Here is a 13,466-nt window from a genome sequence, read left to right as displayed (position 1 = left end):
AAATGGCGATGGAAACACAAGACATTATTAAACGCTCCGCGACCAACCCGATAACGCCCGCGCCTCGTGCGCGGGACTACAAGGCAGAAGTCGCCAAGCTGATCGATGTCTCCTCCTGCGTGGGCTGTAAGGCCTGCCAGGTGGCCTGCTCGGAGTGGAACGATATCCGCGACGAGGTGGGGCACTGCGTTGGCGTTTACGATAACCCGGCTGATCTGAGCGCCAAGTCCTGGACGGTGATGCGCTTTAGCGAAACCGACCAGAACGGCAAGCTGGAGTGGCTAATCCGTAAAGACGGCTGTATGCACTGTGAAGATCCGGGCTGCCTGAAGGCATGCCCGTCTGCGGGTGCAATTATTCAGTACGCCAACGGGATCGTCGACTTCCAGCAGGATAACTGTATCGGCTGCGGCTACTGCATCGCAGGCTGTCCGTTTAATATCCCGCGCCTCAATAAAGAAGATAACCGGGTCTATAAATGCACGCTGTGTGTCGATCGCGTCAGCGTCGGACAGGAGCCTGCCTGCGTGAAGACCTGTCCTACCGGGGCTATCCACTTCGGCACCAAAAAAGAGATGCTGGAAGTGGCGCAGCAGCGGGTGGATAAGCTCAAAGCGCGCGGCTATGACAAGGCCGGGATTTATAACCCGCAGGGCGTGGGCGGTACGCACGTCATGTATGTTCTGCACCACAATGACCAGCCGGAGCTGTATCACAATCTGCCGAAAGATCCGGCGATCGATACCTCAATCAACCTCTGGAAAGGGGCGCTTAAGCCGCTCTCAGCGGCGGGCTTTATCGCCACCTTTGCCGGGCTGATTTATCACTACATCGGTATCGGGCCGAATAAAGAGGTGGATGACGACGAGGAGGAGCATCATGAGTAAGTCGAAAATGATAGTGCGCACAAAATTTGTCGATCGCGCCTGTCACTGGACGGTGGTCATCTGCTTCTTCCTGGTGGCGGTATCCGGCATTTCGTTCTTCTTCCCGACGCTACAGTGGCTAACGGAAACCTTCGGGACACCGCAGATGGGGCGCATTCTGCATCCGTTCTTCGGCGTACTGATTTTCGTGGTGCTTATGTTTATGTTTGTGCGTTTCGTTCATCACAACATCCCTGACAAGCAGGATATTCCGTGGCTAAAAGGGATTGTTGAGGTTCTGAAAGGCAACGAGCATAAAGTCGCGAAGGTGGGCAAATATAACGCCGGGCAGAAGATGATGTTCTGGACCATCATGAGCATGATTTTTGTGCTGCTGGTGACCGGGGTGATCATCTGGCGTCCGTATTTTGCGCACTATTTCCCGATTCAGGTAGTGCGTTATGCGCTGCTGATCCACGCGACCTCGGCCATTATTCTGATCCACGCCATTCTGATCCATATGTATATGGCATTCTGGGTGAAAGGATCGATTAAAGGCATGATTGAAGGGAAGGTGAGCCGCCGCTGGTCGCAGAAGCACCATCCGCGCTGGTACCGCGACATTGAGCGTCTTGAAGCGCAAAAAGAGAGTTCGGAAGGGTTGAAGTAAACCTCGCGCCGTCGGCATTGTCCGGCGGCGCTGCGCTTGTGCTGGCCTGCTTCCCCGTATCAAAACCGCTCTGCAATATACCGGAAGGGATATTTTGTTGGCTTCACTTTGCCGATCTTGCGTTTCGGTAAATCCACCTTGTCAACGTGAATTTCTTTATAGGGGATCTGTGAAAGCAGATGCGAAATAATATTCAACCGAACCCGTTTTTTATCTTCTGAGCGCGCCACAAACCACGGCGCCCAGGCGGTGTCGGTCGCTTTAAACATCGCATCACGGGCGAGGGTATATTCATCCCACAGATTGAAAGATTTTATGTCCATTGGAGACAGCTTCCAGATCTTGCGACCATCATTAATGCGATCGCGCAGGCGGCGTTCCTGCTCTTTTGGCGTTACTTCAAGCCAGTATTTCAACAATATGATACCGGCATCGACCATCGCTTTTTCCATCACCGGCGTTCCATCAAGAAATTTGTCGGCCTGCTCTTCGGTACAGAAACCCATTACTCTTTCCACGCCTGCGCGGTTGTACCAGCTCCGGTCAAAAATGACGATTTCACCGGCAGAGGGCAGATGGGGAACGTAACGCTGAAAATAGAGCTGACTTTTCTCTTTATCGGTGGGGGCCGGTAACGCAACAACGCGAAACACCCGGGGGCTGACGCGTTCGGTGATGGCTTTGATGGCGCCGCCTTTACCCGCGCCGTCTCGCCCTTCAAAAACAATACAGACCTTTAACCCTTTGGCGACCACCCATTGCTGGAGCTTAACCAGTTCAACATGGAGGCGGCGAAGCTCTTGCTCGTACGCTTTGGTTTTGAGCGGCGCGTTTTTAACGACATCATCAACAACACGGGTTTTCTTCTTACTGACCATGGCGGGTCTCCCTATGGGTCCGGTCGCGGGATCGAGGCCGTACTAAGCGTGTAATCGGCCTGAATGAATGGATTAATGTGTCAGAAAACTGATTTGAACTGGTTCACCATACAAGTTTAATCAATAATGCACGCTGCGTATGTTTTAACAGTGGTCGCGGTATGAAAAAAACAATTTTTTCGTTAGCACTGGCTACCTTTGGCCTGGGGATGGCTGAATTTGGCATCATGGGCGTGCTGACAGAACTGGCTCATGATACGGGCATTTCGATTCCCTCCGCCGGAAATATGATTTCGTTTTACGCTTTTGGCGTAGTGATCGGCGCGCCGATTGTGGCGCTGTTCTCCAGTAAATTTTCGCTGAAAACAACGCTGCTGTTTCTGGTGACGATGTGCGTCGTCGGTAACGCGCTCTTTACCTTCTCTGACACCTACATGGGGCTGGCGGCGGGGCGCTTAATCTCTGGTTTCCCGCATGGCGCGATTTTCGGTGTGGGGGCGATAATCCTGTCAAAAATTGCGCCACCGGGTAAGGTGACGGTTGCTGTAGCAGGGATGATTGCCGGGATGACCGTTGCCAATTTGCTTGGCGTCCCGCTCGGGACCTGGCTGGGACATGAATTTAACTGGCGTTACACCTTCTTTTTGATTGCCGTCTTTGATGCGCTGGTGATCCTCTCTGTTCTGCTGTGGGTGCCAGACATTCACGACACGACAACCACCCGGCTGACAGAACAATTCCACTTCCTGAAAAAACCGGAACCGTGGCTAATTTTTGCCGCAACGATGTTTGGTAATGCCGGGGTGTTTGCCTGGTTTAGCTTCGTGAAGCCGTTTATGGTCAACGTGTCAGGCTTTTCCGAGGGCGTCATGACCGCGATCATGATGCTGATGGGGCTGGGCATGGTGCTGGGTAATGTCTTCAGCGGCAAGCTGTCGTCGCGCTTTAGCCCGCTGCGCATTGCTGCCACCACCGACATGGTGATTGTGGCTTCGCTGCTGTTACTGTTCGCGTTTGGTGAGCTTAAAACAGCTTCACTGGTAATGGGGTTCGTCTGCTGCGCCGGGCTGTTTGCACTCTCTGCGCCGCTGCAAATACTGCTGCTGCAAAATGCGAAAGGCGGCGAGATGCTGGGGGCCGCAGGCGGGCAAATGGCGTTTAACCTCGGCAGCGCAATAGGCGCGTATTTCGGTGGAATGATGATTACGCTCGGCTTTAGCTGGAGCTATGTCACGCTTCCGGCAGCGATCTTATCCTTCTCAGCAATGACCTCTCTGTTGATGTACGGTTTTTTATGTGCCAAAAAGCGTCAGACCAACGCAGGAGCGCTGGCCTGATTTCACGCTTTGCCCGCTGGTCGCGGGCACAGGAGGGGACTACACGAATTTCGCCAGCGGGTCAGCGGCGGCAAATGCGACTGCTTTGTCTGCTGCTGGCGGGTAAATCAGTTCGTTGGTGATGGCGACTTTGATCTTTTTGCCTTCCTCGCGCACGGATTTAACACGCTGTTCCCAGCCCTCGGTGTACACCGCGCCCCAGCCACCCAGATCCAGACAGGTGACGTAATTCACCTGACGGTAAGGATACGGCTCCAGATTTAACAGGCTGGCAGCTGCGTTATGTCCGGCGAATTTCCCCAGCTGGATCGCGTGCTGGCAGGTCATCAGTGCCGTGTTGCCCGCATCGTCCGTTTTGGCGTGCGCCATATCACCCGTCGCGTAAACCTCCGGATGTGCAGGGACCTGCAACGTGTCGGTGACGATAAGGCGTCCCTGAGTGTCGCGTTCCCCGTCAATTTGCAGGCTGAGGGGGTTAGCTTCTACCCCTGCCGTCCACACTACAGTCGCGCTGGCAATGCGCTCTCCGTTTTTCAGCGTCACGCCGCTGGCATCAATAGCTTCAATTTCACTGTTTAAACGCCATTCAACGTCCAGCGCGTTGCTTGCTTCTTCAATGGTGTTACGCAGCGCTTCGCTGTAACGCCCGCCAATGGTTGGACCTCTTTCAACTACGATCACTTTAGTCTTTGTATCGGTGCCGAAGCGGGTGCGAAGACGAGCAGGGAGTTCCGTTGCCAGCTCAATGCCGGTAAAACCGCCGCCACACACGACCACGGTATTGCGTTCTGGGGGGGAGGGGCGCGAAACCAGCGAATCAAGATGTTGCTCGAACAGCCTGGCGGAGTCGAGTTGGTCGATATCAAATGCGTATTCAGTCAGACCGGCAATCGGCGGACGTTTAGTCTGGCTACCGGTTGCGAGGATCAGACGTTCCCAGTTGACTTCGGCAATGGCGCCGTTTGAATCGCGATACAAAACGGTTTTAGATGAGATATCAATATGTTGTGCTTCGCCCGAAATAAAGGCAATACCCAGCTCAGCAAACAGTTCGGTCAGTGGCGCGACCATCGTCGACACGTTCTCTTCATAAAAACGTGGACGAACGCGCAGTTCCGGCACCGGGGCCAGCACGGCAATGCTGAGGCTATTATTACCTTCCAGAGCAGAAAGACGCGCGGCGCTGACCGCAGCCCACATACCGGAAAACCCACTACCCACAATTAAAATCTGCTTTTTCATACTCGATCCTTTTGTTCGTCAGGCTGTGTGTCTGACATAACTGCCACTATACTTGTCGGAGTTAGCTGCGACAACTTCTTTCTGAGTTAAAATTCGTTATAATGCAGCGAACAATGACCCGGAGTGAGCCATGGCGTTTTACAGTTCTGGTGTGGAATATGGCATTCATAGCCTGATGTGTATGGTGGATGCAAAAGGCAATGAGCGTGAGATGAGCGTCCGGGAGATGGCGGCCTTGCAGGGCGTACCGTACGACTATCTTGGGAAGATTTTCACTCGTTTGTCACGCGCGGGGCTGGTTATCAGCACCGAAGGCAAGGGGGGAGGATTCCGGCTGGCGCGTCCGGCAGAGCTGATCAGCGTGCTGGACGTGGCGCACGCCATCGACGGCGATAAGAATATGTTCGAATGTCGGGAAGTGCGTCAGCGCCTGGCGGTATTTGATGAAACGCCACCGGCCTGGGTCTGTGACGGACCGTGCGGGGTGCGATCGGTTATGGACAGCGCGCAGCAGCGGATGGAAGAGGAGTTAGGACGCCATACCATCCTGGATCTGGCGCGGAAGATGTATCGAAAAGCGCCGGACACGTTCCAGATCGAGGTTCAGGAGTGGATTTCCGATCGCCGTTCGTCTACGTGACAGGCCGGGCAGGACAAACCCGCTACCCGGCCACCGCGGTTAAGAACGTAAATCAATCACCATACGGCCACGGATCTGGCCCTGTTCCATCTCTTTAAAGATGGCGTTGATATCTTCCAGTGGGCGCATCGTGACTTTCGGAACCACCTTACCTTCAGCCGCAAACTGGAAGGCTTCGAGCAGATCCTGACGAGTACCCACCAGAGAGCCCACCACCTGAATCCCATCCAGGACCAGACGTGGAATATCCAGGCTCATCGCTTCCGGCGGCAGGCCAACAGCCACCACGCGGCCTCCGGCGCGAACCGCGTCAACGGCAGAGTTGAAGGCCGCTTTCGCTACCGCCGTCACCACTGCCGCATGTGCGCCGCCGGTTTTCTCCTGAATCACTTTTGCCGCATCTTCACTGCGGGAGTTCACGGTTAAGTCTGCGCCCATGCTGGCAGCGAGCTTCAACTGCTCGTCATTCACGTCAATGGCGATAACTTTCGCATTAAAGACATTTTTGGCGTATTGCAGTGCGAGGTTGCCCAGACCGCCAAGGCCATAGATCGCAATCCACTGGCCGGGTTTGATCTCAGAGACTTTTACCGCTTTGTAGGTGGTGACCCCAGCGCAGGTGATGCTGCTGGCCGCCGCAGAGTCCAGCCCCTCCGGGACTTTAACCGCGTAATCCGCGGTCACGATGCACTCTTCCGCCATGCCGCCGTCGACGGAGTAACCCGCGTTTTTTACGTCACGGCACAGAGTTTCGTTGCCGGTATTACAATATTCACAGTGGCCACAGCCTTCGAAGAACCACGCCACGCTTGCACGATCGCCAACTTTCAGTGACGTGACGCCCGGACCAATCTCTTTGACAATACCAATCCCTTCATGGCCGAGGATCACCCCGGTTTTGTCGCCAAAATCGCCATTCTTAACATGGAGATCGGTATGGCACACGCCACAGCACTCCATCTTCAGCAGCGCTTCACCATGTTTGAGCGCGCGTAAGGTTTTCTCTGTAACGTTAACCTGATGATCCTGAGTGACAACAGCAGCCTTCATGTGTTTCTCCTTTTACTAATGAGTATCTGCATAGCAGGTGTAATACCCATTAAGGATTAATACTTTGGCGCTGTAATGCAAGGCAACCGCAACATAATGTCATCAATTAATTCAGTTTCAGATTAAGAATACGGTGATCCTCTAATAATCAGTAGGGGAAAACGCTAACGTAAAAAACCCGGCGTAATGACCGCCGGGTACAGATTTATAGTTGGGCTTCTATCTCCTCAATCTCTCTTCGCCATTGCGCCTGCAACTGCGGTTTTTGGTGTTTTGGCTTGCGCGCCAAATCCTCTTCCAGCAGAGTTTCCAGGGCAACCAGGCGTTCGAGCAGATCGTCAGACGCTGAAGGTGGTGCCTTCGATGCAGTCTTCGACGCCTCAGGCACCACCGGACCGGTGCCCGCACGCAGGCGCTCAAACACCGCCTCCGCATCGTGCCATTCGCTAAGCCTGCCGTCCTCAATCAGCCAGTAGCGGTTACAGCTCTGGCTAATTAACTGACGATCGTGGCTCACCAGCAGCACTCCGCCTTCAAACTGTTGCAGTGTTTCCGCCAGCGCCTCTTTGCCTTCCATGTCCAGGTGGTTGGTTGGCTCATCCAGCATCAGAAGGCTATAGCGAGCAAGCGTCAGGCCGATGAACAGCAGGCGCGAACGTTCCCCACCGCTCAGCGTACTGACTTTTTGTCCGTGACGCGCCCACGGGAACCCGGCACTGATGAGGGCCATTTTACGGGTCTGCGGATCTGGCGCGAAAGGCTCCAGCGCGTCAAAGATTGTTGCCTCCTCCGAAAGCTGATTCAGCGTCTGATCGTAATAGCCTGGCGACACGCGAGGATGAAGTTTCAGGCCAGCCTCTGAAGGTTCACCTGAGAAATGCCGCCAGATAAGCTTCATCAGTGATGATTTGCCGCAGCCATTACGCCCGACGATAGCCACGCGATCGCCACTTCTAAGCCGTGCAATGTCGACGTGAAACAGCTCAGACAGGCCAGGCTCAGGCGCTACGCTTAGGTTTTCCATCTCCAGTAGCCGGTCTGCCCGCAGGGCGTCACCGCGCAGGGTTAATGTCCACGGACTGCCTGCGGTGAGCTCTGTCTGACTCTCCTTAAGCCGTTCGACCTGCTTTTCCATCTGTTTGGCTTTGCGGGCCAGATCTTCGTTATCGTAGACCTTGCCCCAGGTGGCCAGCCGTCTGGCACTGGCGGTTACGCGATCAATCTCCTTTTGCTCCGCCTTATGCCGCAGCGCATCACTTTCGTCTTTGGCTACCAGCGCCTGACGCGCGGCGGTGCAGGGAAGGGCGAAGTAGTGCAACATCTTATCGCGCAGGATCCAGCTGCCGTTGGTGACGGCATCCAATAGTTGCCTGTCGTGTGAGACCAGCACAAAGCTGCCGGACCAGTTCTGTAAAAACTGTTCCAGCCAGAGCAGGGTCGGCAAATCGAGGTGGTTACTCGGTTCGTCCAGCAGTAACAGATCTGGATCGCCGATCAGCGCCCGCGCCAGCAGGAGACGCGTGTGCTGCCCGCCGCTCAGCGTTGCCGACGTTAAGGCCATGTCCTGCGGTGTAAAGCCCATACCCGCCAGCAGCGTTTCAGCTTTCCAGTGCAGACTCTCGCGTTCAGTCGCGGGCAGTTGCGCCAGCACGGCATCCAGCATGGTCAGGGGATAAATGGCTTCTGGCAGGTGTTGCTCAACGCGCGCCATCAGACAGTATCCGGCCAATGCGACGGTTCCGGCAGCAGGGGAGTCTGTGCCGTCCAACACCTTCAGCAACGTACTTTTGCCGCAGCCGTTGTCGCCCAGCAGGCCAATACGGTCGCCTTTTTTCAGCGTAAAGGAGAGGGAGTCGAATAGCGTGCCAAACGCCGTATCAACACGTAAAGATTGTGCAGTGAGTAAAGTGCTCATTGTTGCTTACCCAAGAGTTACAGGCATGTTTATGCCTCGTCAAACATCGCTGACGATAACTCAGTAAGCCCGAGAGAAGGGATTTCAGGGGTTGGTGTCTTCGCTCAAGCGGAAGTTATCGCAGCACGATACCGATAACGCTTGAGCTGGTGCGATCACCAAATGTATGTGAAACATTGAAAATTTCACAGTACAGCATAATTGGCCTCCTTATAAGTTAAGTGATTATTAGTAACCATCACTATACAACATTTTCATAGAATGAACATACTACTGCGGCAAAAAGCGATATCTTCGGTTGCGGATACAGAACTAAGCGCGTGATGTGATAAAAGGAAGGGCAGCGTCGCTGCCCAGAATCATCTTTTTCGTATAAGCAAATACAGGGATAGCGTGATTACAGACGCAATGAATATGGCCATGCCGAAGAAAACATACAAAACAAAATCCATTATCCTTTCGTCGCCATATATTCCAAAAAGCTCCACAAAATCGTACTGCGTTTCTGGTGGAACAATCTTGTAGAGTGTGAACATTGATAGAAACACGGCTATACACCACAACAACACAAGGAATGCCGCCTTCATTAATAGACCTGCACAACGCCATGTGCAATCATGTAGTTTCCCAATTGCTGCCCTCCAGTTCGAAGTAAGGCTGATGCCAGAATCTTAAAATCGCTCTGACTATAAAGTGTAATACAACCCTTACTTATGCCAGATGGCCCGATAGGGTGTAACCGGAATTCACCTCGCCTTACGCCTTTCACAAAAGTCTCATCATTTATCAATCCGTCATCGCGATATAATGCAAACCATTCGTTCCGATTCGAACCGGTGAAAAATGCGTTAACACTATCCTTAGTTTGAGTATACCAACCCCCTAATCCACGTAAAAGTATGTAATAGCGACCAGGTGGGAGTGGGCCGATATCAGGTATATTTGCGCTTTCTGCACGGTTCGTCGCGTCACCATTCCCTGAAAATGCAGGAAAAAAGCCAACTCCGGGCACAGACAAAGTAGCGTACGTACCTCCGTTGAGGTGGAAAAAGCACTGTAGGAGATTCATGATCTGTCATTCCAGGAATCAGCAAAGATGATATTACCGTCACAGTGTCGCCATGTGATCTTCTCGTAACGGAGGGAAATATTTTCTAAATGATTATGTTTTTCCATTGCTGGATTTTTTACGTCATGCATCACCGGGCATATTGAGACCACTTTAACGTTCTCAAGGAACATGTTGAAGTATTCGACCTCTTGACCAGCATCATTGATTTTGTACCACTTAAACTCGGCACTTTTTAGCGTTTGGCCTTTTGCTACAGCCTTGTATAAGTAAGGGCTGGAACTGTCGAACTCCTTTTCAAAAACCAGAGCGCTATGCATGCGCGTACCCGTGATTTTTCCTGTCATATTATCTGTCGGTAGATGCAGTCCATGACCGAATCCTAATACTTCAATACTGCCCTCGCGATATTGCACATCAACCGCGCCTTTGATATCTGCGCCGCCGTCATCTTTCAGCCATAGATATGCTGGGATTGCCATTTCAAAACTCCTTTTTCAATAAATGAATTTAGTGATGCAAAACGTTACTAAACTCTTAAGAAAAACTATTTGTTAGGCAAGAAGTGTTATGTAAAATTTATATATTTTAAAAGGATATAGATTTTTGATTAGGTATGCATTTTTCAAATGATCGATCCTGCTGCATTTTTAAAGCCAAATTATCATGAGTGACTTTCAACAAAGCATTTATAGGCAGGATTAAGGGAATTAGAGGAAAAAGGGAGAAGGGACTTCACGTTCCCTCTCCCTTGTGAAGAGAGGGAACGTTCAAAACTCCGATTTAAATCGAAGTACGACGATAGCTACGGTATTCCGGCATCCAGAAATTATCATCAATCGCCTGCTGCAACGCATCGGCAGAGGTTTTCACCGCGACGCCTTGCTGCTGCGCCATTTTGCCAACCGCGAAGGCAATTGCGCGGGACACTTTGTGAATGTCTTTCAGCTCCGGCAGTACCAGGCCTTCACCGTTATTCACCAGCGGAGAGTGACCTGCCAGCGTTTCGCTCGCGGACATCAGCATTTCGTCGGTGATGCGGGACGCGCCGGAGGCGATAACTCCCAGACCAATACCCGGGAAGATATAGGAGTTATTGCACTGCGCGATGGGGTAGAGTTTGTCCTTCCACACCACCGGATCAAACGGACTGCCGGTTGCGACCAGTGCCTTACCTTCGGTCCATGCGATGATGTCCTGCGGCGTTGCCTCCACGCGTGAAGTCGGGTTAGACAGCGGCATCACGATAGGGCGTTCGCAGTGCTTGTGCATCTCGCGAATAATCTCTTCCGTGAAGAGGCCGGTCTGCCCGGACACGCCGATCAGAATGTCCGGCTTCACGTTGCGCACCACGTCAAGAAGCGAGAGCACTTCGTTATCCGTATCCCAGTTTTTCAGGTTTTCGCGCTTCTGCACCAGTTTGGTCTGGAACGGGAGTAAGTTTGGCATGCCGTCGGTCAGCAGGCCAAAACGGTCCACCATAAAGACGCGGGAGCGGGCCAGCTCTTCGCTTAAGCCTTCGCGCTGAGTCTGGGCAATAATTTGCTCGGCGATGCCGCAGCCCGCGGAGCCTGCACCCAGGAAGACAATTTTCTGATAGCTGAGCTGGCTGCCCGCCGCACGGCTCGCAGCAATCAGCGTACCGACGGTCACTGCCGCAGTGCCCTGAATGTCATCGTTGAACGAGCAGATCTCATCGCGGTAGCGGTTCAGCAGCGGCATGGCGTTTTTCTGTGCGAAGTCTTCGAACTGCAACAGCACGTCAGGCCAGCGGTGCTTCACGGCCTGGATGAAATCATCCACAAACTGATAGTACTCGTCGTCGGTAATGCGCGGGTGACGCCAGCCCATGTACAGCGGATCGTTCAACAGTTGCTGGTTATTGGTCCCCACGTCAAGTACCACCGGCAGGGTGTAGGCCGGGCTGATCCCGCCGCAGGCGGTATACAGCGAGAGCTTACCGATGGGGATCCCCATCCCGCCAATGCCCTGGTCACCGAGGCCCAGAATACGTTCGCCATCGGTCACCACGATCACCTTGATGTTGTGGTTAGGCACGTTTTGCAGAATGTCATCCATGTTGTGACGGTTCTGATAAGAGATGAACACACCGCGGGAACGACGGTAGATCTCTGAGAAGCGTTCACACGCCGCGCCGACGGTGGGGGTGTAAATGACGGGCATCATCTCTTCAAGATGGTTCTGCACGAGGCGGTAGAAGAGGGTTTCGTTGGTGTCCTGAATATTACGCAGGTAGATGTGTTTATCGATTTCGGTTTTAAAGCCCTGATACTGGATCCAGGCACGTTCTGCCTGTTCTTCAATGGTTTCAACCACTTCAGGCAGCAGGCCCAGCAGGTTAAAGCTGCTGCGCTCTTCCATGCTAAAGGCGCTGCCTTTGTTCAGAAGGGGGAACTCCAGTAAAACCGGACCGGCGTAAGGAATATAAAGGGAACGATGTTTTTTCAGTTTGTTGTCCATGTCACTCACTCTTTTTAAGAAGATCCGTCCCTGACACTGCTGTTTGTCATCTTTCTGGCCTGTGCTACGGGGTGCGGTCGGTTGGTATTATAAAGGAGCTGAATATTAATTACCGCAACACATAAACAAAAACACCATCGGGATTACCGATGGTGTTGTGAATATCGTGCCGGAACTTACTTGCCGGAAGGGCGTTTTCTGCCGGTAGCGTGGGTAACCTGCGTTTCGTTACCCTCCTCAATAACCACTTTACGCTGGTTAGAGAGCTTGTAGTTCAGTCCCAGTATATGGCGTGCCTGACGGTTCGATTTCATGTTAACTCCTCAATCCTGTTGATAGTTTTAAGGACAAGCTTGCTTACGCAAACGAAATGTAACCCCTTAGGTTGCAGATCCAGCTTAGCAGGTTTTTACAGAGGTGCGTTTCGCCCACTAACCACATAGTTGATGGTTTGCTGGTAGATGTCACTGAGGATGTCATTGTCAGTGGCTTCCACCCACTTGGTCAGTTCCATCAAAATGTCATCTTCAGTAACAACACCGTGCTCGGCGTGAAGACCTTGTGCGATCGCGTTAACAAGTTCCGGTTGTGCTGCTGTGGTATGTGCCGGGTAATAAGTAAACATGCTGCCTCCGTGTCGTTGTCTGTTTAATGTTACGGCGTGCAAAATCGTAATTCACATTCAGATTGGCAAATATTTTTGCCGTTGTGGTTCAGATTCGTCCTGGAATTAAAAATAACATCTCCCGTAGCACAGAAATAAAACTCAGGGTTTCCAGCGGCGTAAATTCGTGGTTTTTTCATAAGGCATGGGCGTCGGCCAGGAGATCAATTCCACAATGCTGCCCCAGGGGGTTTGACCATAGCAGAAAGCATTGCCTTCACCTTGCTCATCCGGAAAGCTAAGCGGCTTCGGCGCGGTGAACATCTCGCCGCCGGCGGCGGTGAAAGCCGCGATGGCACTATCAAAATCATCAACATAAACAGCAAAATGCTGAAGTCCAAAGTCGCTGGCGCGAGCGGGCATTCCCTGTTCAGGGCCATGCATTTCGAAAAGTTCTATGCCGGGTCCGTGCGGCATAACAAGCATGCGAATGGCATGAATTTTAGTGCCGGGAAATAATTTTAAGGTGTGTTGCTGGGCGGGCTGATCGATATTATCGGTTTCTGCATCGACAGAATGATATAAAACCTGTGCGCCGAAAGCGCGTTCAAAAAATAGGGTGGCTTTTTCAATGTCGGGCACCGTAATACCGATATGGTCAATACCCCTTACTGACGATTGCATAGTAAACTCCTGCTATAAAAAATTTAAATA

14 protein-coding genes are annotated in these 13,466 nt (G+C 52.4%); 4 read left to right on the top strand and 10 right to left on the bottom strand.

What is annotated here, in order from left to right:
• Window positions 1-2 precede the first annotated feature (2 nt).
• Window positions 3-887: a formate dehydrogenase subunit beta gene (fdxH, locus tag ACQG1K_RS11450; protein WP_003857048.1), complete on the top strand. Its 885-nt coding sequence runs from the start codon at window positions 3-5 to the stop codon at window positions 885-887.
• On the top strand, window positions 880-1,536 hold the full coding sequence (gene fdnI / locus ACQG1K_RS11445) for a formate dehydrogenase-N subunit gamma (protein WP_367074485.1): 657 nt from the start codon (window positions 880-882) through the stop codon (window positions 1,534-1,536). Before fdxH ends, fdnI begins: the two co-directional genes overlap by 8 nt.
• 59 nt (window positions 1,537-1,595) lie before the next feature.
• Here fdnI and ppk2 read toward each other — a convergent pair whose 3' ends face one another.
• On the bottom strand, window positions 1,596-2,414 hold the full coding sequence (gene ppk2 / locus ACQG1K_RS11440; protein WP_022648203.1) for a polyphosphate kinase 2: 819 nt from the start codon (window positions 2,412-2,414) through the stop codon (window positions 1,596-1,598).
• Between the two features lie 161 nt (window positions 2,415-2,575).
• Here ppk2 and araJ point away from each other — a divergent pair, with 161 nt between their 5' ends.
• Window positions 2,576-3,751, top strand: coding sequence for an MFS transporter AraJ (araJ, locus tag ACQG1K_RS11435; protein ID WP_426720855.1), 1,176 nt, complete (start codon window positions 2,576-2,578; stop codon window positions 3,749-3,751).
• A gap of 39 nt (window positions 3,752-3,790) precedes the next feature.
• Here araJ and ACQG1K_RS11430 read toward each other — a convergent pair whose 3' ends face one another.
• Window positions 3,791-4,993 (bottom strand): NAD(P)/FAD-dependent oxidoreductase, encoded by a 1,203-nt coding sequence (locus ACQG1K_RS11430; RefSeq protein ID WP_367074489.1) that lies wholly within the window; start codon window positions 4,991-4,993, stop codon window positions 3,791-3,793.
• Window positions 4,994-5,123: 130 nt separating this feature from the next.
• On the opposite strand from ACQG1K_RS11430, the gene ACQG1K_RS11425 reads away from it, so the two are divergent.
• The gene (locus ACQG1K_RS11425) at window positions 5,124-5,633 is read left to right on the top strand and encodes an RrF2 family transcriptional regulator (RefSeq protein ID WP_022648200.1); all 510 of its coding nucleotides are present in this window, start codon (window positions 5,124-5,126) and stop codon (window positions 5,631-5,633) included.
• Between the two features lie 39 nt (window positions 5,634-5,672).
• Here the strand turns inward: ACQG1K_RS11425 and adhP are convergent, their stop codons facing one another.
• From adhP to ACQG1K_RS11385, 8 genes are all read right to left on the bottom strand, one after another.
• A complete protein-coding gene (gene adhP / locus ACQG1K_RS11420; protein ID WP_023306254.1) occupies window positions 5,673-6,683 on the bottom strand; it encodes an alcohol dehydrogenase AdhP in 1,011 nt (336 codons plus the stop codon).
• 205 nt (window positions 6,684-6,888) lie between these two features.
• On the bottom strand, window positions 6,889-8,598 hold the full coding sequence (locus ACQG1K_RS11415) for an ABC-F family ATP-binding cassette domain-containing protein (protein ID WP_367074492.1): 1,710 nt from the start codon (window positions 8,596-8,598) through the stop codon (window positions 6,889-6,891).
• A gap of 586 nt (window positions 8,599-9,184) precedes the next feature.
• Window positions 9,185-9,667 carry a DUF2778 domain-containing protein gene (locus tag ACQG1K_RS11410; RefSeq protein WP_022648196.1) on the bottom strand — a complete coding sequence of 161 codons (483 nt, stop codon included), beginning with the start codon at window positions 9,665-9,667 and terminating at the stop codon, window positions 9,185-9,187.
• Entirely contained in the window at window positions 9,664-10,149 is a 486-nt protein-coding gene (locus tag ACQG1K_RS11405; protein WP_032624212.1) for an Hcp family type VI secretion system effector, read from the bottom strand. The genes ACQG1K_RS11410 and ACQG1K_RS11405 overlap by 4 nt, the downstream gene beginning before the upstream one ends.
• A 301-nt stretch (window positions 10,150-10,450) precedes the next feature.
• Window positions 10,451-12,148, bottom strand: coding sequence for an NAD-dependent malic enzyme (locus tag ACQG1K_RS11400; RefSeq protein WP_022648194.1), 1,698 nt, complete (start codon window positions 12,146-12,148; stop codon window positions 10,451-10,453).
• A 176-nt stretch (window positions 12,149-12,324) separates the two neighbouring features.
• Entirely contained in the window at window positions 12,325-12,462 is a 138-nt protein-coding gene (gene sra / locus ACQG1K_RS11395; protein ID WP_022648193.1) for a stationary-phase-induced ribosome-associated protein, read from the bottom strand.
• A gap of 95 nt (window positions 12,463-12,557) precedes the next feature.
• A complete protein-coding gene (bdm, locus tag ACQG1K_RS11390) occupies window positions 12,558-12,773 on the bottom strand; it encodes a biofilm-dependent modulation protein (RefSeq protein ID WP_022648192.1) in 216 nt (71 codons plus the stop codon).
• A gap of 141 nt (window positions 12,774-12,914) precedes the next feature.
• Window positions 12,915-13,436, bottom strand: a complete 522-nt coding sequence (locus tag ACQG1K_RS11385) for a VOC family protein (protein WP_032624213.1) — start codon at window positions 13,434-13,436, stop codon at window positions 12,915-12,917.
• Between the last annotated feature and the right edge of the window lie 30 nt (window positions 13,437-13,466).

It is taken from the genome of Enterobacter cloacae complex sp. 402C9 (assembly GCF_050030745.1).
In the GTDB taxonomy this organism is placed as follows: domain Bacteria; phylum Pseudomonadota; class Gammaproteobacteria; order Enterobacterales; family Enterobacteriaceae; genus Enterobacter; species Enterobacter intestinihominis.
This window is presented reverse-complemented; position numbering and strand designations above follow the sequence as displayed.